This is a genomic window from Spirosoma luteolum (genome assembly GCF_054778875.1).
This window is the reverse complement of record NZ_BAAGZE010000006.1, coordinates 692,565-717,013: the sequence shown is the minus strand read 5'-3', so window position 1 is coordinate 717,013 and position 24,449 is coordinate 692,565. Positions and strand designations below refer to the sequence as shown.

The 24,449-nt window shown below is 60.0% G+C and carries 15 protein-coding genes; 4 read left to right on the top strand and 11 right to left on the bottom strand.

The window, feature by feature from the left end; genetic code table 11:
• Position 1 precedes the first annotated feature (1 nt).
• Together ACYVAC_RS13495 and ACYVAC_RS13490 are read right to left on the bottom strand one after the other, a co-directional pair.
• Complete coding sequence (locus ACYVAC_RS13495; protein WP_461098215.1) at positions 2 to 817, bottom strand: fimbrial biogenesis chaperone; 816 nt, start codon at positions 815 to 817, stop codon at positions 2 to 4.
• A gap of 24 nt (positions 818 to 841) precedes the next feature.
• On the bottom strand, positions 842 to 1,378 hold the full coding sequence (locus ACYVAC_RS13490) for a hypothetical protein (protein ID WP_461098214.1): 537 nt from the start codon (positions 1,376 to 1,378) through the stop codon (positions 842 to 844).
• 456 nt (positions 1,379 to 1,834) lie between these two features.
• Here ACYVAC_RS13490 and ACYVAC_RS13485 point away from each other — a divergent pair, with 456 nt between their 5' ends.
• Together ACYVAC_RS13485 and ACYVAC_RS13480 are read left to right on the top strand one after the other, a co-directional pair.
• The gene (locus ACYVAC_RS13485) at positions 1,835 to 4,435 is read left to right on the top strand and encodes a COG1470 family protein (RefSeq protein WP_461098213.1); all 2,601 of its coding nucleotides are present in this window, start codon (positions 1,835 to 1,837) and stop codon (positions 4,433 to 4,435) included.
• Positions 4,436 to 4,496: 61 nt separating this feature from the next.
• Positions 4,497 to 5,045 (top strand): DinB family protein, encoded by a 549-nt coding sequence (locus ACYVAC_RS13480; RefSeq protein ID WP_461098212.1) that lies wholly within the window; start codon positions 4,497 to 4,499, stop codon positions 5,043 to 5,045.
• A gap of 36 nt (positions 5,046 to 5,081) precedes the next feature.
• Here ACYVAC_RS13480 and ACYVAC_RS13475 read toward each other — a convergent pair whose 3' ends face one another.
• The 4 genes from ACYVAC_RS13475 to ACYVAC_RS13460 all read right to left on the bottom strand — a co-directional run bounded on the left by ACYVAC_RS13475 (position 5,082) and on the right by ACYVAC_RS13460 (position 8,521).
• A complete protein-coding gene (locus ACYVAC_RS13475; RefSeq protein ID WP_461098211.1) occupies positions 5,082 to 5,318 on the bottom strand; it encodes a DUF3820 family protein in 237 nt (78 codons plus the stop codon).
• A gap of 10 nt (positions 5,319 to 5,328) precedes the next feature.
• Positions 5,329 to 6,213 carry a carbohydrate kinase family protein gene (locus tag ACYVAC_RS13470; RefSeq protein ID WP_461098210.1) on the bottom strand — a complete coding sequence of 295 codons (885 nt, stop codon included), beginning with the start codon at positions 6,211 to 6,213 and terminating at the stop codon, positions 5,329 to 5,331.
• Positions 6,214 to 6,354: 141 nt separating this feature from the next.
• On the bottom strand, positions 6,355 to 7,515 hold the full coding sequence (locus ACYVAC_RS13465) for a glycoside hydrolase family 18 protein (protein WP_461098209.1): 1,161 nt from the start codon (positions 7,513 to 7,515) through the stop codon (positions 6,355 to 6,357).
• Between the two features lie 133 nt (positions 7,516 to 7,648).
• Positions 7,649 to 8,521, bottom strand: a complete 873-nt coding sequence (locus ACYVAC_RS13460; protein ID WP_461098208.1) for a universal stress protein — start codon at positions 8,519 to 8,521, stop codon at positions 7,649 to 7,651.
• Between the two features lie 771 nt (positions 8,522 to 9,292).
• On the opposite strand from ACYVAC_RS13460, the gene ACYVAC_RS13455 reads away from it, so the two are divergent.
• Together ACYVAC_RS13455 and ACYVAC_RS13450 are read left to right on the top strand one after the other, a co-directional pair.
• The gene (locus ACYVAC_RS13455; protein WP_461098207.1) at positions 9,293 to 16,267 is read left to right on the top strand and encodes a putative Ig domain-containing protein; all 6,975 of its coding nucleotides are present in this window, start codon (positions 9,293 to 9,295) and stop codon (positions 16,265 to 16,267) included.
• An 877-nt stretch (positions 16,268 to 17,144) separates the two neighbouring features.
• Entirely contained in the window at positions 17,145 to 19,880 is a 2,736-nt protein-coding gene (locus ACYVAC_RS13450; protein WP_461098206.1) for a putative Ig domain-containing protein, read from the top strand.
• An 82-nt stretch (positions 19,881 to 19,962) separates the two neighbouring features.
• Here ACYVAC_RS13450 and ACYVAC_RS13445 read toward each other — a convergent pair whose 3' ends face one another.
• The 5 genes from ACYVAC_RS13445 to ACYVAC_RS13425 form a co-directional block, all read right to left on the bottom strand.
• A complete protein-coding gene (locus ACYVAC_RS13445; protein ID WP_461098205.1) occupies positions 19,963 to 20,991 on the bottom strand; it encodes a cytochrome d ubiquinol oxidase subunit II in 1,029 nt (342 codons plus the stop codon).
• Between the two features lie 4 nt (positions 20,992 to 20,995).
• Positions 20,996 to 22,330: a cytochrome ubiquinol oxidase subunit I gene (locus tag ACYVAC_RS13440; RefSeq protein ID WP_461098204.1), complete on the bottom strand. Its 1,335-nt coding sequence runs from the start codon at positions 22,328 to 22,330 to the stop codon at positions 20,996 to 20,998.
• Between the two features lie 133 nt (positions 22,331 to 22,463).
• Complete coding sequence (locus ACYVAC_RS13435) at positions 22,464 to 22,844, bottom strand: response regulator (protein ID WP_461098203.1); 381 nt, start codon at positions 22,842 to 22,844, stop codon at positions 22,464 to 22,466.
• Between the two features lie 15 nt (positions 22,845 to 22,859).
• Positions 22,860 to 23,717 carry a hypothetical protein gene (locus ACYVAC_RS13430; protein ID WP_461098202.1) on the bottom strand — a complete coding sequence of 286 codons (858 nt, stop codon included), beginning with the start codon at positions 23,715 to 23,717 and terminating at the stop codon, positions 22,860 to 22,862.
• A 9-nt stretch (positions 23,718 to 23,726) separates the two neighbouring features.
• Positions 23,727 to 24,302, bottom strand: a complete 576-nt coding sequence (locus ACYVAC_RS13425) for a carboxymuconolactone decarboxylase family protein (protein ID WP_461098201.1) — start codon at positions 24,300 to 24,302, stop codon at positions 23,727 to 23,729.
• Between the last annotated feature and the right edge of the window lie 147 nt (positions 24,303 to 24,449).

The window sequence follows — 24,449 nt, the reverse complement described above, 5'->3', positions numbered from 1 at the left end:
ACTACTTAAGCGTTGTTTCGAGTTCGGCCACTTTCAGCGGCAGCGACGGACCACTGTCCAGAATGGCGACCACCAGGTAATTGCCTTTTGGCAGCGTTGCCGGCACCACCGCACTAACCCGAATGGCATCGTTGGGCATGGTATTGACGGGCACGGGGGCGGCTTTCACTTCCTGCATGGTGTCCTGATTCAGGTATTCCAGGCGCAGGTTGCTTTCGAGCAGGGTGCCGCCTTTGTTCTGCACCAGCACCACCAGCTGCTGCTCTTTCCCCCGGGTCAGCACCGACATGTCGGCAATGGCAATATCCGGGCCAGCGCTCTCGGCCGGGGTCAGATACAGATGAATGCCGATTTCGCCCCGGATAACGACCTGCGATGTGGCATTCGGCCCCATCCCCTCGCGCTCATTGATCTGGGTAAGCAGGAGCATACCGTGCCGGATGCCCTGCCGGGTGGCATCGGGCGTCGGGCGCATCGTAACCAGCACATCCTTTTTTTCGCCGGGCCCCAGTTCGATGACCGAAGGCGATACCTGTACCATGGCGCAGCAGGAAGCCGGCAGGGTGCCGGCCGGAAAAAACTGTTTGTTGCCCGTCGAATCCCGACGCCAGTCGGCGCAGCCGGCCTGCAGAACCAGCCGTCTGGGTTCGGTATTGGTGATGTGCACCACCTGCGTCTGATCGCCGGGTTTGTGCTGTTCAAAGTAAAGCCGGACAGGGGAGGCCTGAAACCCCACCTGGGCCCAACCGTCGAAGAAGACGGTCAGACCCAGCAGGATAACAAGCCCGCTACGGCTGAGCAGGGGGCGGAAATGCATGGCGCGGACGAAAGAAAGCAGCGGCTAGTGGGCCGAAATGGAATAAGTCAGCGTGGCGATGTAAGCACCGGTCGGTACGTTGTAGTCCGACGAGCCGGCTACCATCGAATACTTTACATCGTAGGCTTTGGCCAGACCGGCGGTGGCATTCGTAATGAGCAGCTGGTCGGAGCTCGACATGGTCAGTGCCGTTGTAAAGGTGTTGGCCAGCGTTGGCGATGCCTGTACCCGCAGATTCGCGATCGGAATGCTGCTGCCAGCTGCCGTCAGTGTTCCTACCAGATCACCGTCTGATTTGACCTTGATGTCGAAAGCCCGGTTGCTGTTGGCCACCAACTGTGCCGTAGCCGTGAATGTGCTGCCATTGGCGAGGTCGGTAACGCTGCCGAGCGAGAGGGCCACGGCCGGGTTGGCTACCTGCAGCGCCAGTACATCGGCCACGGTAACCGTAACGATGGCGTTGCCGCTGGTCAACTGGGCCTGAGCCGCAGGGGCCGAAAAGGCTAATCCGGCGAATGCCAGCGCCGTAATGCCAAGGATCGATTTGATTGATGTACGCATAGCTTATCTAGAAAATGTGTGAACATGAAAAGAATGATTTACTAGATTAATGCATACCAAAAACTGTGCAATTGGTGTGTAAAAAAATAAATAAATGACATAAAAAAAGTTGCTTCTATATATGGAGTTTATTTTAAGAAAATTTGAAAATAGCTGATCGTTCGATTGGCTAACCTTTTGCAGTGGTCTGATGGTTATGTGCTGCTAAACCCTTGGGGGTTAGTTTGTTCAATGCAATACATGAACATCTACGCCATTATGAGACTAGTTCATCTGTTCATCGGAAGCAGATATAAATCTGCATATAGCTGGCGTTTTGTTTTTGTTATACAGGCGCTTTTTTGGGTAGCCAGCGCGCAAAAAAGTCGGGCGCAGTATATAAAAAGTACACTGCTCCGGGATACGGTTTCGGCCGCGGTTGGTGCTACCTTTATTAATCGGCTTACGGTGCAGAACGTGGGTGCGGAACCGCAGACGATTCGCCTGTCGCTGCGGCTGCCCCGTGCTGTTCAGCTGGTATCGAGTGTACCCGACGCCCGGCGATTGGCCCCGGGCGAAACCACGACCGTGCTGCTGAAAGGGCTCGTCAGTCAGGCCGTCGCGGCCGGTGCCGAGCCCATCGATCTGACCGTTTACGACGATGGGGGCGGGCAGCGAAGCTTTCGGTTCTGGGTTCAGGTTGTTGGCAGGCGGCAGGCCGCCGTAACCCTCTCGCAGCCCGAAGAAACGCTGGTGCTGCTGGCCGCCGGCGAACCCGGGCGCCTGCCCATTCGGCTGGTACATAATCGGCCCACATCGGCCCGCTACACAATCGATATAGCCTCGATGCCGGAAGGGCTCAACCGGGCGGGCATGCCCCTGCCGGTGCTGCTTCGATCGGGTCAGGATACGAGCCTGTATATACCCCTGCGGCCGCTGGTGCGCTGGTCGGTCGACTTGCCCTATGAGCTGGTGGTGACGCTGCGCGACGGGCAGGGCCAGATTACGGGCTCACTGATGTACCGGCTGGTGGTAGCCACCGACCAGAAACGATACGTGGCGGGTTACGACGATCGGCAGCCCGGCTATGGGGTAGCAACGGCCCTGGCCCGCAACAACACGCAGCAGTGGGCCCGGGAACTGCGGGTCTGGGGCATCGACTCCATCGGCCGGGCGCAGCTCGACTTTCAGCTCAACTACCTCAATTACGGCTCCGACCACATCCAGCAACTGCAGAACTCCTACGTGGGTCTGACGGCCCGGCGGCTGGCGGCCCGGTTGGGTACGCTCTACGATTACCACGAACTCCCGCTGTTCGGCCGGGGGCTGCGCGTGGCCCTGGGCGACGCGCGCGAACAACTCACCCTGTGGGCCGTAAACCCCAATCCCAACTGGCTTCAGACGGCCGGCGACGCCTGGACGGGCAACGTCTTTTCGGCCCGTTACGATCGGCAGCTCGATCGCCTGCCGGGGGCCAGCTATGCCCTGAGCAGTAGTTTTTTCACGCAGCAGATTACGCACCGCGCCGGCTGGCTGCACTACGGCAGCTTCCGGTACGATGCCGGCGAACACCACCGGGTGCAGCTGTTGCTGGGCCAGAGCAGCGAGTTTGCCCGCCAGCGTCCCGACCGCGCGGCCACCCATGGCTGGGCGGGGCAGCTTCACTACACCTACCAGCAGGAGCGGTTCAGTGCGCAGGTGCGGGCCTACAAAAGCAGTCCGGCTTATTCGGGTATTCAGCGGGGGGCTACGCTGCTCTACGGTCAGTTGTTCTGGGCACCGACTCCCCGCACCAACCTGCTGGCCCGGCTGAATTACATCGACTACGACCGGCTGGTGTTCAGCAGTCCGGTCGATGCCCGGCGGGTTGGCTACGGCAATGTGGTGGCCGAAGCCGGAGTCACGCAGCGAGTCGGCAGTCTGATGCTCGGATTGCGTCCCTATTATTTTGCGCAGCACGACCGCAACAGTCCGGGCAGTCAGCGCACTGAATCGTACCGGCTGGTGCCCAATGTAGCGGTGTACCGGGGAGCCGGGCAGCATATCGACTTCTCGTATGATCTGGGCCTGCTCTATAACCGATCTGAACCGGGCGCGTCGGGCTATCGCAGCGAGCGCTTCACGGTTATGGCGCAGGTTGGCGCATTCAGCCTGCTGGGCTACCTGCAGCGGGGGCCTTATTACCTGTTCGACCTGCAAAACCGCAACCCGGCCGATCTGCGGCTGCTGTCGATTACGCCGACCTACGCCATGCAGTGGCGGCAGCTGCGGGGCTCGGTCGGGCTTAGCTACAGCCACAGCGAAACGACCAACGAGTCGCGCTACACGGCCGTAGGGCAGGTGTTCTACGATGTAACGCCTACCCTGACGCTGAACCTCACGGGAAGCGGCAGCCCCTATGCCGAGCGGCCCGAATACGCGTTCAGCCAGTATCGGCTCGAAGTCAGCAAAACGTTTCGCAAGTCCCGGGGGCGCCGGAACGGGCAACTGGACTTGACGTTTTATCAGGACCTGAATGGCAACGGGCGTCGCGAAACCGGCGAACCCTGGATGGACAGCCTGCTGGTGCGGGTAAACGGCAACACCCTGTTTACCAACAGCCGGGGGCGCATCAGCTACCGGCATCTGCCGCCGGGTCTGTACCACGTTTCGACGCTCTGGGCCAGTCGCGTTGGCGACCCGGTGCTGTTCGATCAGACGCTGCCCGTGAGTGGCCCGGTGAGTCGGGAGGTGCCGCTGGCCCGCACGTTTGGGCTGCGCGGTCGGCTGCGCTGCCAGCAGCCGGCGGGCAGTTACGCCAGTGAGCCCTGCCGGTACGATCGGTTTCTGGTCGAGGTGTATGGCCATACCGACCAGCAGCGGCTGGCGTCGATCGGACCCCAGGCCGATGGTCAGTTTCTGTTTCATCTGCCCGCCGGGCGCTATACGGTACAGGTGCAGGACTGCAGCCGGCTGCCGCGCGTGCTGGTCAAATCCATAACGGTCGACCTTGGTGGGCAGGAATCGTCCTCACCGCTCGAGCTGCCTGTCGAAGGCGTTGGCCGGCCGGTTGAGGTTCGGCGCTTTACCAGGCGATAAGACCCCTGACTGTTCGAACGAAAAAATGGGTAGCTTGCCCGTTCATAAACCCCCTGAACCAATGCACTACCCGAAACCTGTTACCCTGTTAGTCAGCCTGATTGGGCTGCTGTTTTTCTGCTCAGCGGCCTGGGCAACCGTTCCCGCGGTGGGGCGCACGCAACGGATCGCCGACTGGCAGCGCGCCAAAGAGTACACCAAAGAGTATCTGGATGCCATGCCCGAAGACGGTGTCAACTTTAAGCCGACGCCCGAGATTCGCTCGTTTGCCGAACAGATGCTGCACCTGGCCAACGCCAATTACAACTTTGGCGCACTGGCCTCGGGCAAGGCCAGCCCCATGCAGGGCAAGAAAATGGAGGAAATGAGCGAGCTGAAAACGAAGGCCGCCCTGACCAAAGCGGTCATGGACAGCTACGACTTCGTGCTGGCCGGCCTCAACGACCTGAGCGACGCGCAGCTGGCCGAAACCGTAAAGATGGGCCCCCGCGAAATGACCCGCGAGGTGGTGCTCGACAAAGCCTTCGAGCACCAGACGCACCACCGGGGTCAGACAACGGTCTACATCCGGCTGAAGGGTGTCAAACCGCCCAACGAAAAGCTGTTCTAGACCAATCCGTAACCAGCCCCTGCCCACAGCAGGGGCTTATTTTTGGGCAGCCAGCCCGTCGAGCAGGTAGTCGAGGCCGTTTAGTCTGATGTCGTAAAGCGTTTGCAGCAGTAAGCCAAGTTTGCCGGCAGGAAGGCCTTTCCGCACAAACCACTCGAGGTAAGGCATGGGCAAACTCCGCAGGAGTTGGTCTTTGTGTTTGCCGTAGGGCATCCGGTAGTGGAGCAGCTCGCGCAGCAGTTCGGGGTTGCCGGTTGGTTGTTGATCGGTCATGGGGTCGGGCTTAGCGCGGACACTGGAATTGCCGGATCGTGTCGGCGGTGAAGGGTGGGTTGGCGCCCTGCTGCGAAACCACGTAGGCCCCCGCAGCACAGGCAAAGGCCAGGGTTTGCCGGGCCGGGGCACCCGCCAGCAGCTGATGCAGCAGGCCCGCCAGAAACGCATCGCCCCCGCCAATGGCATCGACCACCGGAACGTCCATCGCCGGCTGCTGTACAAAACCCCGCTTGTCGAGCAGGGCCGCCCCCCGGTTGCCCAGCGTTACGCACAGCACGTCGAGGCCGTAGCGGGCGTGTACCTGCCGCATGGCCTGCTCCAGATCGGTTTCGTAGTCATACCAGCCCGAGAGCTCGACCAGTTCATGCTCGTTCAGTTTGGCGATGTCGGCCTGCCGGATCAGCAACTCGATAGTATCCTGATCGTCGTAAGGCTGGCGCAGGTTCAGATCGAAAACCGTGCGGGGCGCGTCGGCCAGCAGCGCCAGCAGGGTATCGTGGCTACAGGCGTTGCGGGCCGTGAGGCTGCCGTAAACAAACAGATCCGACCGGCGTACGAGACTGCTCAGCGCGGGCGACCACTCGATGTAATCCCAGGCGGCCGGCTGCGATACGGTGTAGAGCACTTCCTGACTGGCCGAAACCGCAGCCCGGGCCTGTCCGGTCGGGTAGTGGGGGGTGGTCTGGATAAAATCCGTTGAGAGGCCCCGTCTGCTCAGAAACGCGAGCAGTTCGGTGCCGGGCGTGTCGGTGCCCACACAGCTGATGAGTCGGGTGTCGAGGCCAAGGCTATGCAGACTGGTGGCCAGGTTCATGGGGGCTCCGCCGGGTTGCCGCGTACCGGGTAGCAGGTCCCAGAGCATTTCGCCGAAGCAGGTGATGAGTGCAGACATGGCTGGTATAAGACAAAAAGCCAGCCGATGGTTCCGCCTGAAAACAGGGCCATGGCCGTCCTAGAAAGAGGAAGCCCCGCCCGACTTACTCAGTGGGGCGGGGCTTCCGGAATGGCTCTCTGGTACGGGCAGCCGTTCAGGCTAGGGCTGCTGACGGCGCAGCGGAAGCCCGTTGACAAGGGTGTTGAGCAGCTTTTTCTGCTGTAACTCATAGACATACTCCCAGAACATGACGCCCGCCAGCCCCCTGCGTTTGACGAAGTCGATGCGCGAGGCAAACGTTTCGGGATCGGCGTAGGAAATAAAGGTATGGCTCGTTGGATTCCAGAGGTAGGGCGACTTGGCGTCGTCGTCCCAGTAGCGGGTAAAGCCGTTTTTGTTGATATACTGATCGACCAGTACGTCGTAACCAATAAAATCATGCTTCCCGGTCGAGGGCTGGTAGAGGCCCCGGTTCTTATCGGCTACGTCGTGCCAGCCCCGGCCGTAGAAGGGGAGGCCCAGCACGATTTTGCTCACCGGCACACCCGCCCGGATGTGACCTTCCACGCCGTCGGCCATGCTGTTGCGCGACTGATTGCCCGACTTCGACTGGTACAGATTGCTGTGATGCCCCGTCACCTTGTCGTTGCCGTGGTAAATGTCGTAGGTCATGATGTTGACGAAGTCGAGGTACTGCTGCGCTTTCCCCAGTTCGGTATGGTTCACAAAGGCCGTATCGACGCCGGTTGCCGTAGTCAGCAGGTAGTGGTTGGCACCGGTACGCCGGTCGCGCTGTCCCTGCTCGTCGAGGCCCGCGCGCAGGGCTTTAAACAGCAGCGTATAGTTCTGTTTGTCTTCGGGGCGGTAGATATTGCCCGCGCCCGGTTGCGCCGGGTACTCCCAGTCGATGTCGATGCCGTCGAGTTTGTGCTTGCGCAGCACGGCCAGGCAGCTTTTGGTAAAAAGCGAACGGGCGGCCTCGTCGAGCGCCACGTTCGAGAAGTATTTGCACCCGCCCCAGCCGCCAATCGAGATCAGGATTTTAAGGTCTTTGTTGACCGACCGCAGCGATGTAAGAGCCGCCAGGTTGGCCGAGTCCTTAGCCGTCAGCGGGGCCAGTTCGCCATTGGCCGCCGGCTCGGCAAAGGCGTAGTTGATGTGGGTCATTTTCTGGGCTTCGACCTGTTCTTTGGTCCAGCCGCTGCCCGTAAGGTAGCCAATGATAACATAACCGGCTGGTTTGGCGGGTTGCGCCCGCAGGCTGGGTCGTACGGTCAGGATACCGGCCGCCAGCAGGCCGATCGTGAGCAATCGATTCATGAATGTTTGGGGTCGTTAGGCACTGGAACGAAACTGAAAGGCCCGCAGGACGGGCGGCAAAAGGTACGACTAAGTTTTTAAAAAATTTTAATAAGAAGAAGCAAATAGTCTGAACGGTTGGGTTTCGGTTCAGTCAGGCTCTGGCGTGATGCACTAGAGGACTTTTCGGGATAATCAGTACCAGCCGCCGGGCGGTAAGTGAAACGTGCCGGACCAGGCTTTTGTGGAAAATAGTGTCGAGGAATGTTCGGTCTTGGTGAGCCAGCACAAGCATATCGGGCTGATGCCGCTGCACGTAGGCTTCGAGGCAACCCGGCACCGAATCATAGGCCAGATGCTGAAACGTCAGGCGGTCGGCGGGCATGGCCTGCTCGAACGCCTGGATGAAGGCTTCCGAAACCGTCAACGCGGCCTCATCGGGTGGCGAAACGTGCACGACCTCCAGCCGGGCATGGAGCAGACTGCTCAGGTTCAGCAATCGATGAATGCAGCTGAACTCGTTGCCGCGCAGGTCGGCGAAGTAAGCAATAGAGTGGATAGGCTGAAGCGATACAGGACCGGGTATAATCCAGAGCGGGCGGCTGACCCGTTGGGCGACCCCCGACGTCACGGAGCCAATGCAGCGCTGCCAGCGGGTAGTGGCTCCCGTGGTACCCATGATGATGCCGGCGCAGATAGCGGTTTCTGCTTCGTGCAGGATGGTATCGACCACCGGCCCCACCCGCACATCGGTCTCAAACGGAACGTCCAGATACCCCTGCTGCCGGCGGTAGTGCTGAACGGTGGCTGCGCATTCGGCCATGGCGGTTTGCATCTGATCGAAGAGCAGGCTTCCCCGAATCGGCTCGTCGAGCAGGGGCATGACTCCGGCGGGGATAGGTGGGGCGGGGGCAACGACATGGAGCAGCAGGAGTTGCGCCCCGAGCCGGCGGGCCAGATCGAAACCAAAATAAACGGACGGATAGGCCAGGGGGCCAAAATCGACAGGGATCAGGATCGTTTGCATCGGAGACGGATTGTATCGGCAAAGATTCCGTTCCGATCGGTGATCCAAACTGCGCCCTGTCAATTGGCACGATGATTTACCGCAGCAAACCAGCCGAATCGATGGTATTTTCCATGAACAGATTAACGTCTATAAACTAGACAATTTGTCTGTAGAAAAGACCATTTGTGTGTTTGTTTTTGCGTGATTGATTAATGGTAATATGAAAACCTCTGCAACCAAAAAACAACGAGGAGGCCTTGAATACGGGTTTGTGAATCAATGGCGTACCCTTGGCAGGTTTTTTTTGGGAGATAACTACTTGGCGTGAATAAGTAGGCAGGAGCGGGCAAATGTTCAATTTTATTTGAACGATGTAAAAAAATGAAAACTAGTAATAAACTGGTATCAGGTTTGTACGCAATTAAGGTGACTGTACTTAATCAATTGAAGTGGTTTGCCAACGAAGTCAATGAACCGATATCCGCTCCATACATGACCAACCAATACGCCCTAGTTCATCCCGTCGAACACCTCCGTCTCGACTAGTTTATCAATCCGTTTTGTCTGCTCCCTGGTCTGACCCTTTACGGGTCAGTGGCTACGCCATTGTCTCTGCGGAAACAGCGTAGTCTGCACAGCACGCTTTGGGCTGTGTTCGTCAATCGGCACCGTAAGTCGCATCTGGCTGGGGTTTGCCCGACGGCGACTCGCCCTGCCAACAGCCCTTCACGGTCTGTTGTGCGGTCGGAAAAAACGTACCTCTTCCCATCACGCTTTTATTATTCTGTTATGCCTCCACAAGTACGAATCGGTTGGCTCGTTCGCCTGATAACCGAAATCAACAGCTGGCTGAATGCGGTATTATCGATAGGGCGCTACAGGCGGGCGGCCTGGCTGGTCAATGTGCCGATGAAGCTAATGCTGGTCTGTTTATCAGGCCTGATAAGCCTGACGGCCGGCGCCCAGACACCCTACGTGTCGCTGGGTGTCTCCGTCAATTCTACGCCCAGCAGCTACACCCAGACCTTTGATGGATTGCCCTCAACGGGTAGCCTGTCGATCGACTTGACCGGTGCCCTGTCGGCACCCGGCCTCGACGGGCTGTACACCAACCAGCTGCTCACGCAGGTCTCGGTCGGCGCTCCCAACGTAGTGGGTGTGGTGCCGCTGTCGGGGCAGTATAGTTTTGGGGCGTCGGGCAGTACAGATCGGGCGCTGGGCTCGAACTCAAACCTGACGAATGCGCTGGTAAAGCCGATCCGCTACGGGGTCCTGATCCGGAACACGACCGGGCAACCCTTGCAGAGTCTGGGTATAAGCTATACGGGCGAACAGTGGTACCGCGACGGAGATGGGGCGGCACAGAAGCTGACTGTCGATTATGTACGTCAGGATGCCTCGTTTGGCCTCGTGAATACACTGAGCCTGCTGGTGGGTGATTTGCTGGGCACATCATACGTTAGTGTACCAGCGCTCGATTTTACCAGTCCCAACAACTCGGGTGGCACTACGGTGCTCGATGGAACACTGCCTGCCAACCGAAGCGTGATCAACGGCGTCATCAACCTGACGACGCCACTGGGTGTAAATGAATACATTCTGCTGCGGTTTACTGACGTGAATGATGCCGAAACCGGCGCGTTAGACCTGTTAGATACCGATCACAGCCTGGCCATCGACGACCTGACGGTCCTGGCAACACCTGTGGCGGGCGCACCGGTACTGTCTGGTGTGAGCATACCGTCGCCCCAGACAGCCACCGTCGGGCAACTCTACAGCACGACGGTGACATCGGCTTTCTCCGATCCCACGGCAGGCGACGTACTGACGTATTCGGCCGCCGGCCTGCCTACGGGTATTGTGATGAACCCCGTAACGGGTGTCATTGCGGGTACGCCCCTGACGGCCCTGACCTCGCCGGCCACCGTGACCGTCACGGCGACGGACGTAATTGGCTCGAGCGTGAGCACGACCTACCTGCTGAATGTAGTAAATAATGCGGCCCCGACGCTGACGGCCAGCACGATCCCCTCTCCGCAGACGGCGGTGGTGGGTCAACTCTACAGCACCACGGTGGCCCAGGCTTTCACTGATGCCAACGGCGATGTGCTGACCTACTCCGCGGCTGGTCTGCCCACCGGTATTGTCATCGCACCGGTCACCGGCATCATCGCCGGCACGCCCCTGACGGCCCTGACCTCACCAACTACTGTGACCGTCACGGCCACCGATCTGCTGGGGGCCAGTGTGAGCACGACCTACCTATTGAACGTGGTAGCGGCCAACGTCGCTCCAGCGCTGACGGCCAGCACGATCCCCTCTCCGCAGACGGCGGTGGTAGGCCAGTTGTACAGCACTTCGGTGGCGCAGGCTTTCACCGACGCCAACGGCGATGTGCTGACCTACTCCGCGGCTGGGCTGCCCACGGGCATTGTGATCGCGCCCGTCACCGGCATCATCGCCGGCACACCCCTGACGGCCCTGACCTCGCCAACCACCGTGACCGTCACGGCGACCGACCTGCTGGGGGCCAGTGTGAGCACGACCTATCTATTGAACGTGGTAGCGGCCAACGTAGCTCCAGCGCTGACGGCCAGCACGATCCCCTCTCCGCAGACGGCGGTGGTGGGTCAACTCTACAGCACCACGGTGGCGCAGGCTTTCACCGACGCCAACGGCGACGTGCTGACCTACTCCGCGGCTGGATTGCCCACCGGTATCGTGATCGCACCGGTCACCGGCATCATCGCCGGCACGCCCCTGACGGCCCTGACTTCGCCAACTACTGTGACCGTCACGGCCACCGATCTGCTGGGGGCCAGTGTGAGCACGACCTATCTATTGAACGTGGTAGCGGCCAACGTAGCTCCAGCGCTGACGGCCAGCACGATCCCCTCTCCGCAAACGGCGGTGGTAGGCCAGTTGTACAGCACTTCGGTAGCCCAGGCCTTCACCGACGCCAACGGCGACGTACTGACCTACTCCGCGGCTGGCCTGCCCACCGGTATCGTCATCGCGCCCGTCACCGGCATCATCGCCGGTACGCCCCTGACGGCCCTGACTTCGCCGGCCACCGTGACCGTCACGGCCACCGATCTGCTGGGGGCCAGCGTGAGCACGACCTACCTGCTCAACGTGGTAGCGGCTAACGTCGCTCCAGCGCTGACGGCCAGCACGATCCCCTCTCCGCAGACGGCGGTGGTGGGTCAACTCTACAGCACCACCGTAGCCCAGGCCTTCACCGACGCCAACGGCGACGTACTGACCTACTCCGCGGCTGGTCTGCCCACAGGTATTGTCATTGCACCGGTCACCGGCATCATTGCCGGCACGCCCCTGACGGCGTTGACCTCGCCAACTACCGTGACCGTCACGGCCACCGATCTGCTGGGGGCCAGCGTGAGTACGACCTACCTGCTCAACGTGGTAGCGGCTAACGTAGCTCCAGCGCTGACGGCTAGTACGATCCCCTCTCCGCAGACCGCCGTCGTGGGCCAGTTGTACAGCACTTCGGTAGCCCAGGCCTTCACCGACGCCAACGGCGATGTGCTGACCTACTCCGCGGCTGGATTACCCACCGGCATCGTCATCGCACCGGTCACCGGCATCATTGCCGGCACGCCCCTGACGGCGTTGACCTCACCAACTACTGTGACCGTGACGGCCACCGACCTGCTGGGGGCCAGCGTGAGCACGACCTACCTGCTCAACGTGGTCAACAGCGGAGCGCCGGTACTGACGGGTGTGGGCATTCCCTCGCCCCAGACGGCGGTGGTGGGCCAGCTCTACAGCACTTCGGTAGCCCAGGCCTTCAGCGATCCCACGGTGGGTGATGTGCTCAGCTACACAGCCGCCGGTCTGCCCACAGGTATCGTCATCGCGCCCGTCACCGGCATCATCGCCGGTACGCCCCTGACGGCGCTGACTTCGCCAACTACTGTGACCGTGACGGCCACCGACCTGCTGGGGGCCAGCGTGAGCACGACTTACCTGTTGAATGTGGTCAACAGCGGAGCGCCGGTGCTGACGGGGGTGGGTATCCCGTCTCCGCAGACGGCGGTGGTGGGTCAGCTCTACAGCACTTCGGTGGCCCAGGCCTTCAGCGATCCCACGGTGGGTGACGTACTCAGCTACACAGCCGCTGGGCTGCCCACGGGCATTGTCATTGCACCGGTTACCGGTATCATCGCCGGCACACCCCTGACGGCGTTGACCGATCCGCAGACTATCACGGTAACAGCGACCGATCTGCTGGGGGCCAGCGTGAGCACGACCTACCTGCTCAACGTAATCAACAGTGGGACCCCGGTGCTGACGGGTGTGGGCATTCCCTCGCCCCAGACGGCGGTGGTGGGTCAGCTCTACAGCACTTCGGTAGCCCAGGCCTTCAGCGACCCCACGGTGGGTGATGTGCTCAGCTACACGGCTGCCGGTCTGCCCACAGGCATTGTGATTGCACCGGCCACCGGCATCATCGCCGGCACGCCATTGACGGCCCTGACCTCTCCAACCACCGTGACCGTGACGGCGACGGATCTGCTGGGCGCCAGCGTGAGCACGACCTATCTATTGAACGTAGTCAACAGCGGAGCACCGGTGCTGACGGGCGTGGTCATACCCTCTCCGCAGACGGCGGTGGTGGGTCAGCTCTACAGCACCTCGGTAGCCCAGGCCTTCAGCGACCCCACGGTGGGTGATGTGCTCAGCTACACGGCTGCTGGATTGCCCACGGGTATTGTCATTGCACCGGTTACCGGTATCATCGCCGGCACGCCCCTGACGGCGTTGACCGATCCGCAGACTATCACGGTGACGGCCACCGATCTGCTGGGGGCCAGTGTGAGCACGACCTACCTATTGAACGTGGTAGCGGCCAACGTAGCTCCAGCGCTGACGGCCAGCACGATCCCCTCTCCGCAGACGGCGGTGGTGGGCCAGCTCTACAGCACCACGGTGGCCCAGGCCTTTACTGACGCCAACGGCGACGTACTGACCTACTCCGCGGCTGGTCTGCCCACCGGTATCGTGATCGCGCCGGCCACCGGCATCATCGCCGGCACGCCATTGACGGCCCTGACCTCACCAACTACTGTGACCGTCACGGCCACCGATCTGCTGGGGGCCAGTGTGAGCACGACCTATCTATTGAACGTGGTAGCGGCTAACGTCGCTCCAGCGCTGACGGCCAGCACGATCCCCTCTCCGCAGACGGCGGTGGTGGGCCAACTCTACAGCACCACGGTGGCCCAGGCCTTTACCGACGCCAACGGCGACGTGCTGACCTACTCCGCGGCTGGTCTGCCCACGGGCATCGTCATCGCGCCCGTCACCGGCATCATCGCCGGCACGCCCTTGACGGCGTTGACCGATCCGCAGACTATCACGGTGACGGCCACCGATCTGCTGGGGACCAGCGTGAGCACGACGTATGTGCTCAACGTAGTCAACAGTGGGGCCCCGGTGCTGACGGGTGTGGGCATTCCCTCTCCGCAGACGGCGGTGGTGGGCCAACTCTACAGCACCTCGGTGGCCCAGGCCTTCAGCGATCCCACGGTGGGTGATGTGCTCAGCTACACAGCCGCCGGGCTGCCCACGGGTATTGTGATTGCACCCCTGACGGGCATCATCGCCGGCACGCCCCTGACGGCGTTGACCTCACCAACTACTGTAACGGTGACGGCGACCGATCTGCTGGGGGCCAGTGTGAGCACGACTTACCTGTTAAATGTGGTCAACAGTGGGGCACCGGTGCTGACGGGTGTGGGCATTCCCTCGCCCCAGACGGCGGTGGTGGGCCAACTCTACAGCACCTCGGTGGCCCAGGCCTTCAGCGATCCCACGGTGGGTGATGTGCTCAGCTACACAGCCGCCGGTCTGCCCACAGGTATCGTCATCGCGCCCGTCACCGGCATCATCGCCGGTACGCCCCTGACGGCCCTGACTTCGCCAACTACTGTGACCGTCACGGCCACCGACCTGCTGGGGGCCAGCGTGAGCACGACCTACCTGCTCAACGTAGTCAACAGTGGGGCACCGGTGCTGACGGGTGTGGGCATTCCCTCGCCCCAGACAGCGGTGGTGGGCCAACTCTACAGCACTTCGGTGGCCCAGGCCTTCAGCGATCCCACGGTGGGTGATGTGCTCAGCTACACGGCGGCTGGTCTGCCCACGGGCATTGTGATCGCGCCCCTGACGGGCATCATCGCCGGCACGCCCCTGACGGCGTTGACCGATCCGCAGACTATCACGGTAACAGCGACCGACCTGCTGGGGGCCAGCGTGAGCACGACGTATGTGCTGAATGTGCTAGCGGCCAACCTGTCTCCTGTACTGACGGGTGTGAGTATTCCCTCGCCCCAGACAGCCACAGTGGGGGTAAGCTTTAGCCTGGTTACGGCAGCGGCATTCAGTGATCCGAATGGTGATCTGCTGACGTATGCGGTATCGGGTCTGCCAGCTTCACTGACCATCGATGCAACCACCGGGATCATCACGGGGACGCCCAGCTCTACACTTGGAAGTCCCTTCTCCGTTACCGTTACCGCCACGGATCTACTTGGCGGCCTGGTGAATACAGACTTTGTTTTACAGATCCTGAATCCGAATCGGACGCCAGTACTGACGGGTACGACAATTCCGTCTCCGCAGACGGCTACCACCGGGGCTTTTTACACGACGCCTACCGCTCAGGCGTTCAGCGATCCGGATGGCGAAACCCTGACCTACTCCGCCACTGGTCTGCCAACCGGGATGCTGATAGCGCCGGCTACAGGAATCATTTCGGGGGTTGCCAGTAGCACGGTAGGCAGTCCGTTCACGGTGCAGGTAACGGCGAAAGACAAAGCGGGCAGTTCGGTCGGCGCGAGTTATGTGCTCATCGTGGTCAACGCCAACCGGGCACCGGTACTGACGGGGCTGGGCATTATAACCCCCCAGACTGTAACGCTCAACGGATTGTACCGGACCATTACCGCGCAGGCCTTCCGCGATCCCAACGGCGACGTGTTGACCTACTCGGCGACTTCCCTGCCAGCCGGGTTGAGTATCGATCCGCTGACGGGTGTTATATCGGGTCGGCCCACGACGACGGCGGGTAGTCCGTTCACAATCCAGGTAACGGCAAGCGACCCGGCAGGGGCATCGGTGAGCACCCGCTTTGTGTTACGGGTCATCAATGCCAACCAGGCGCCCACACTGACTGGTCTGGGCATCATTACGCCACAGACAACACCCGTCGGGTTTATGTACCGGACCGTTACGGCCCAGGCCTTCCGCGATCCTAATGGCGACGTGCTGACCTACTCGGCGACTTCGCTGCCGGCCGGGCTGAGCATCAACGCCAGTACAGGCGTCATCGCGGGGATGCCCAGCAGCACGGTGGGCAGTCCATTTACGATCCAGGTAACAGCCCGCGATCCGTTTGGGGCGTCGGTCAGCACGAGCTTCGTACTGCGCGTGATAACAGTCAACCTGGCTCCCGTACTGACCGGACTGAACATCATCAATCCGCAGACGGCTGTCGTGGGGCGGCTCTACCGAACCGTTACAGCCCAGGCCTTCCGCGATCCGAACCGGGATGTACTGACCTACTCGGCAACCCCACTGCCGGCCGGGCTAACGATCGATGCAAATACAGGGGTGATATCGGGCGTGCCGACAGCGGCAACGGGTAGTCCGTTCACGGTTCAGGTGACGGCGCGCGATCCAATGGGGGCATCGGTCAGTACAAGCTTTGTATTGAAAATTGTGGTCCTGAACCCCTGATCCGGGTCAATACCAAACAGCATGGGCCGGGCGCCGGACTAACTCCACCAGGGGTTGGTTCGGCGCCCGGCCCGTTTATGAGCTGACGCGCCGATCCGGAACAGGATTGCGCGGGCGCAGCCGGTGATCAAGTCAAATCAAAGATGTATAAAGCGACGCTTTTACATCTTTGTACATGTTTCTTAAATGTGAAAAAAGTGAATCTATTTTGAAAAAAAAGCTAAAAAATTTATTGATATTTTTTTAAGAAAAATGCGTTTTAATATGAAGCTAACTTCTTTAAAATAGGCGTTTTAATGTAAAAAAAGTAGAGTAGTTTGATGGGTCTCGAAATGAAAATTGTCTTTTACGTAGATGCGTGACAATGAGGTGTTCACTAGTCGTGTTTACCAGGTGTTTTAGTAAATCCGTAAAGTGAGTCTTTACGTAAAAAGAGGAGTGCTGTTGCCAGGCCTGCAGGCTGGATTTGTCAGCACATTACTGCCACCGTACCAAAGGATACAGTCACGAATCTATTAACCTGATCCTGTTTGTTTATGGCAGACGCCTACACGTTGTGGTGCGACGTTGACCGAAGCTGGTTCAACTAACCAATCTCCCCTCTATTTATTGCCTGTCAGTCTGGCCCCAACCGGGGTCGGTGGCTGTGTCTTTGCCCAAAGCGCCGAGTACTGCAATCCGAATTGGCGATCGCTGCAGAGCAAGGCTGCGATCGGCCACACCATCCCGCCCATGGTTACCGGGCCGGGAAGCGATTCAGACGCTACGCTCAGACCCATCGCTGCCCACGACCCGACACAGCTGCCTTTACGGTGCCGGCATTACCGCCGGACATGCGCCTGTTTGCTGTTGACTACTCATCTATTTCCCTCTTGTCATGACGACAACATTCTACCGAATTACCGACTGGCTGAATCGACTCGCCGGTGCGGTAACACCCTCCCTGACCAATCCGATTCCGCTGGCACGGGTGCACAGCCACCGCTCGCTGATCGTGGGAGCGCTGCTGATTATGTGTCTATGGCTGCAAAGCCTGACCAGTGTTGCGCAGGACCCGTTTGTTTCGTTGAGCGTGCCGCTCGGTACAACGCCCAGTAGCTTCACCCAGACCTTCGATGGCTTGCCGGCGACGGGCAATATCACCATCGGTGCCACGTTGGGGTCGCTGGTCGGCACAAACGCCAATGGGATTTATACCAACCAGTTGTTGCTGCAAACGTCCACCGGGGCGCCCAACGTCGTTAATCTGGTACCGCTGGCCGGGCAATACAGTTTCGGCCCGTCGGGCAGTACAGATCGGGCACTGGGGTCGAACAGCAACCTGACCAACGCCGTACTGACACCCATTCGCTACGGCCTGCTGATTCGCAACACCACGGGTATGCCCCTGCGGGGCCTGTCGGTGGCGTACACGGGTGAGCAGTGGTACCGCGATGGGGATGGCAGTGCGCAGGTGCTGCAATTCGATTATACCCGGCAGGGGGCCTCGTTTAATCTGCTCAATGCACTGGGGCTGCTCGTTGGCGATGTACTGGGCGCGGCTTACACGCCGGTTGCCGACCTGAATTTTGTGAGTAAGAACAATACCGGCCCCACGGCCATACTCGATGGCAATTCGACTGCCAACCGGTCGAGTCTCAGCGGGATAATTACCTTCAGCACGCCCCTGGGTGTAAACGAATTTGTGTTGCTGCGCTGGTCCGATGTGAACGATGCCGAAGGGCTGCTCGATCTGCTCGATACGGATCATAGTCTGGCCATCGATGACCTGATGGTGACGGCCATTCCCGTCAACCAGGCGCCGGTGCTGACGGGCACGGGCATCACCAGCCCGCAGACGGCTACGGTGGGCGTGGGCTACAGCACGGCTACGGCGCAGGCTTTCCGCGACCCCAATGGCGACGCGCTGACCTACTCGGCCAGCCCGCTGCCCGCAGGGGTGAGCATCAACGCCGGCACGGGCATCATCTCGGGCACACCCAGTAGCACGGTGGGCAGTCCCTTTACGGTTCAGGTGACGGCGCGCGACCCGGCGGGGGCTTCGGTGAGCACGAGCTACGTGCTGAACGTGGTCAACGCCAACCAGGCGCCGGTGCTGACGGGCACGGGCATCACCAGCCCGCAGACAGCTACGGTGGGCGTGGGCTACAGCACGGCTACGGCTCAAGCCTTCCGCGACCCCAACGGCGACGCGCTGACCTACTCGGCCAGCCCGCTGCCCGCAGGGGTGAGCATCAACGCCGGCACGGGCATCATCTCGGGTACGCCCAGCAGCACGGTGGGCAGCCCGCTCTCGGTTCAGGTGACGGCGCGCGACCCGGCGGGGGCCTCGGTGAGCACCAGTTATTTGCTGAACGTAGTACCAGTTACGCCTGTTTGCGGAAGCAATAATGTCGATGGGTCACCTTTGCGGGCTACCATTCCCCTGTTCGACTGCGCGCAGCTTACAACTTCGGGGCGCATCCAGTTCACGGCCACGGGGGGCGACCCACGGGGTGGGCCGGTTGAATTCAAATCCATCGGCATCACCGACTGGACAACCAACTGCAGCGTTGTTGTTGACCGCGAAACCCGGACTGCCTGCGATGCGGCTCCGCTCGAGATTCAGGTGCGGCAACTGGTCAACGGGGTGTACGTCTACGGCAAATCGTACATTTTCAATATCCGGCAGGTATGTCCCATACAGGGGTGCCCCGGTATTCAGCCGGGCAACCGGGCTCCGGTTGTCAACGCGGGGATTCCCGATCAGGTGACCCGGGTTGGGCAGCCGTTCGATTACATTATTCCGCAGAACACATTCTTCGATGCCGACGGCGATCAGTTGCTCTACACGGCTTCACGACTGCCCGATGGCTTCAACTACAGCAGTGGCCGCTTCACGTCGGGGCCCATATCGGTTGCCCAAACCATTTCGGTGACCGTTACCGCCTTCGACAACAGTGGCGGAAGCGCCTTTACCACGTTCCGGATCATCGTTTCCGACAATGGAACGGCGTCGCCTACCTGCGGCAGCAGCAGCCTCGACGGCAGCCCCTTGCGCGCTACGATGCCGGTCTACGACTGCAATCAGCTGACCACGACCGGGGCCATGCGGCTGACAGCAGCTGGTGGTAATGCCCAGGGGGGGACGGTCGAATTTCGCGCCATTGGTGTAACCGACTGGACATCCGCCTGCGCGGTGACAATTGATCAGGGCGCCCGAACGGCCTGCGATGCAGCTCCCATTCAGATCGATGTGCGCCAGCTGGTCAACGGCAGTTACGTATACGGTACGTCTTATACGTTCAATCTGCGACAGGCCTGCCCGGCTGGTTGTACGTACACAAATGCCCGGCAGGCTGCGCCAGAATCCCGCCACGAGAAGCTGGGTGTAGTGGTACTGGGCAACCCAACCCAGCAGGCGTCTGTACAGGTGATGGTCAGCGGAGCCGATGGACAGGCCCTGCGGATGCGGCTGGTCGATAGCCGGGGGCGTCTGGTGAGCGACACCCTGATCGACCGTGCCGACCGCACCCAGGAGCAGACCGTACCGCTGGGCAACGGGCCGGGGCTGTACCTGCTGCGTGTCTCGACAGTCGATCAGACCGAAACCGTAAAGATCATTCGCCAGTAGCCTGACCAGTAAACAGCAGGCCGGGCGTCGGGTCAGCTCCAGAAGGGGCCGATTCGGCGCCCGGCCTGCGTCTGTGTCCGGCTCAGACCTGTTCGGAAGCCGGGTGGGCGGCTGCCGTTTTCTGGAAACTGTAGAGCAGGTAGCCAAGAGCGGGCAGGATCAGTACACTGCCGGCCAGCAGCGCCACGCCCAGCGCATCGATGGTTTTGGCCTGCCCCTGGTGCTGAAGCAGCGAAAGAGAGCCCTGGTGCTTCAGCAGTACGATGTTGGGGAAATGGCGGTAGGTGGTGGTCAGCAGAATCATGGTAATCTGAAAGCCAGCCAGCAGCCGGGCCCGGTAGCGGTCACCGTGAGCCAGCCCATACCACATGACAACCAGCGAAAGGGTGGCGGCCAGGATGGCCAGGCGACCTGCCCAGTGGCCAAATACCCAGTCGATAAGCGGTACGTGATCATGCCAGGCGGCCACGAACACCAGTCCGCCACACGCCACCGCAGCCCCGTTCAGGTATTGCGCCTTGCGGATATAGCGTTGCCGTTCGGCAGGCGATTCGGTATCGCCGATGATGTAAATGGCCGCCAGGTAGCCACAGATGGCCACCGTAAACAACCCGACCGACACCGAGAAGAAACTCAGCCAGCTAAACACATAAGCCGACAGAAAATCGCCCGCCTGCGGATCGATGGTACCGGCCACGGCGCTGGCCGCGATGATGCCCAGAAACAGGGGGGTAATCACGCTGGAGTACATGAAAATCCGGTCGTAAACAACCGCCATACCATCGACCACCGCGTCGTAGTTCCGAAACGTGAAGGCGGTGCCGCGGGCAATGATCCCCAGCAGCATGATCGTCAGCGGGATGTGCAGATGAATAGACACCGTGGTGTAAATAGCCGGGAAACCCACAAACAGAATCACGATGGCAATGATGAGCCACATGTGGTTGGCTTCCCAGATGGGCCCGATGGTCTGGTACATCCGTTTGCGGGTGCTGCGCTTGTTGGCGGCCGACGTAACGAGTTCGACGATACCGGCCCCGAAATCGGCGCCACCCATCAGCAGATACAGCAGGATGGCCGCCCACAGGTAAGCAATGACAACGTAGAGCATGGGATCAGTGGACTGGGTGGAGCGATGGTTCAGACTGGTTGTAGCGTTGCCCCACCATGCGGATCTGCCGGTAGAGCATAAACGTGACCACGAGCGCCAGCGAAACGTAGACGCCCGTGAAGAGGTAGAAAGTGTAGGCAATGCCCGGCATGGGCGTAACGGCGTCGGCCGTGCGCATCACGTTGTAGATAATCCAGGGTTGCCGGCCCACTTCGGTAACGGTCCAGCCGGCTTCGACGGCCAGAAAACCCAGGGGTGTGGCCAGCGCAAACAGGATCAGCAGCCAGCGGCTCGACAGCCAGTGTCGGAACCGCCACCGCCCCAGCAGATACAGCCCGGCCATACCCAGCATAAGCATACCGATACCGACCATGATCTGAAACGCCAGGTGGGTAATAATAATCGGGGGCTGATCGGCCACTGGAAACCGGTCGAGGCCGGTGACTTCGGCATTCAGGTCATCGAACGCCATCAAACTCAGCAGGCCGGGCAGTTCGATGGCGTAGTCGACCGTCTGGGTTTGGGGGTTGGGCAGACCGCCCACCAGCAGGGGCGCACGCCGGCTGGTGTGAAAGTGCGCTTCCATGGCCGCCAGCTTGGCCGGCTGGCGTTTGGCCACGTCTTTGGCCGACAAATCGCCACTGAGGGGCTGCAGCAGAGCTGCCACGCAGCCAAAGGTGGCGGCAATGGAAAAGGCGGTCCGGTGAAAGGCCTCGTTGGTTTTCCGCAGCAGCATGAGTGCATGAATGCCTGCCACGGCAAAGCCCGTTGCCGCAAAAGCCGCAATGGACATGTGGAGCGCTTCGGAAAACCAGGCTTTGTTGACCATGGCCTTCATGGGGTCGATGTTGAGGTATTGCCCATCCACAAAATCGAAACCGGCGGGGCTGTTCATCCAGGCATTGGCCGCTACCACCAGAATACCCGAAACCAGGCCACTGACCCCCACCACTACACCCGTAAACCAGTGAAACCAGGGATGAAACCGATTCCAGCCGTAGAGAAAAAAGCCGAGTGCAATGGCTTCGATAAAGAAAGCGGTTCCTTCGAGCGAAAAAGGCATACCGAAAATGGGGCCGGCATGCTTCATGAAGGTAGGCCAGAGCAGCCCCAGCTCAAACGAAAGAACCGTGCCGGAGACCGCCCCCGTGGCAAAAAAAATCGCCACGCCCTGACTCCAGGCTTTGGCGACGTTCTGGTAGCGCACCTCGCCGGTGCGAACCCAGAAAAAGTGCGACACGGCCATGAAAAAAGGCATGGTCATGCCGATGCAGGAAAAAATAATGTGGAACCCCAGCGAAAGGGCCATCTGCGAGCGGGCCGCCAGAAAATCGTCCATAGCCGTATAAGGTGGTTGGCGTGAGATCAACCGCACCGGCCGAAACCCGCCGGGCGGGAACAGCGCAAAGCTACGACGCGATGCCCAACCAAAACGCTACGAAACAGGGCATTTATAGGACGATTGGGGGGCGCTACCGGTGCAACTCCGTGCTGAACGTCTGGCTGAGCTGATTGACCACATCGGCCGACAGAGGCTTGTTGTGGTAAGCCAGCACATTATTGAAATTGGCGCACCGGGTCCGGTCGATCTGACTGGTCGATGACGTCAGGATAACGACTTTGTTGGTCAGACCCGATGCCTTCATCTGTTCCAGGAAACCCCAGCCGTCGAGTTCGGGCATATTGAGGTCGAGCATGATAACCGCCGGGTTGAGCCGCTGTACCTGCTCGAGTGCCTGTACCGGATTGGTAAAATCGTGCATCTCCATCTCGAACGGCAGTCGTCCGAGTACTTTTCGCAACATGAGGTTACAGATGCTGCTGTCGTCGACGAGCATGATCGTTCGCGTCATACGATTCGTTTGGTGTTAGTCTGGGAAGTCAAATTCGCGGTCAATCTCCTGAATCACCTGTTGCAGCGCCTTATCCAGGTCAGCCGCTGTGGTGGCCAGTGATGGAATAATTTCATCGACAACCTCCTCCGGCGACAGCACATCGGCCAGATAGGCCAGGCTGAGAATCCGCGACAGGGGTTCCCGAATGGTGTGGGTATGCTGGCGGGAAAAAGCCAGCAGCTTGGCATTCTTCTGCTCCAGCTCACGCGTGCGCAGCTGGATAATTGTTTCCTGCGAATCGACGAGCCGGGCAATGGTCCGGTTCCTGTCCTGCAGGTCGAGCAGCGTCTGCTCGATCTCGTGTCGGCGCTGCCCCAGTTCTTCGATCAGCCGAATCGACAGCAGCCGGCCGTACAGCGTTTCGAGTACTACGCGCAGGGTGGGCACATCGGAGGGGTTGAACCGACGATCGGCCCCCGAATACACCGATACGATCATGCCCGAATCGACCGAAAAGCTGGTATGCCAGCTCCAGCGCTCCGTGGGCAGGTCGGGCAGTGTGAACGGGAGCGTGTTCAGGCAATCGTCCGATTCGCCGATGTGGTTGCTGATCGTTGGTACAGGGCGCAGGCGTTGTTCGATTTCGGTTTTCCAGAGCAGGCCACCCGCCCCGGTCTGTACCAGCGAACCCGCCGGCGACAGCGAAAACACGATATGGTAGTCCTGCTGGTAGAAACAGAAGCGGGTGAGCTGGTAGTCGAAGATATACTTGAGCTGCCGTTGCAGGCACTGCCTTACATCGTCCAGCGTAGCCGATCGACTGAGGGTGCCCGAAAGCCGCGACAGGGCTTCGTAAATAATGCGGTACTTGAAATCGAGTGGTGTTGACAAAATCGTTCGTTAGACGTCGATTTCCAGCAGTTCGTTATCGATACGGATACCCGAAATGTCGGCAATCGTGTTGAGCATATTGACCAGGTCAGCCTGCGCCATCAGTTCCTGCACTTCCTGTTCGTCGAAACCGGCTTCGTACAGCGTCCGGAAATCTGCTTCCGATACGCCGGCCGAATTCAAGGCCGCGTTGGTCACCACTTTTACGGCCGTCCGGTAGCTAAGCGGAATCAGCTCACTGTCCATGTTTTCGGTGATAATGAAGTTCTCGCCGAACGACTTGCCCATGGTGTTGGCAAAAATCGAGTGTGCCTTGGCGCAGTACTGGCAGCCCCGCTGGGAGGAAACGTTGTAAATAATCAGCTGCTTGATGATGTTCGGTACCACGCCCTGAATCAGTGTCGAACGCAGTTTGGTCCAGTTGCCCCGCAGCAGTAACGGATTGTTGCCCTGGCATTTAAACCAGTTGAGCACAAAGGGCAGGCCGAGGTCGTGTTTGGTTTCGTCATAAATCTGCTGCACTTCCGGCGATGCATCCTGATACGAAACAATGCGGTAGGGCGAGTAGAGTTGAGCGGTTGACATAGTAGAGTTGAGTGGTTTGCGAGGAATTGTTACTGCCGGTTTCCAGGGGCGTCTGCACAGCAGAAAATGGGAACCAGTAGTGAAATCCTGCAACTATTAGACCATAAATGGATGAATTGGTGACTAAGGGCTAGGTAAAAATTCGAA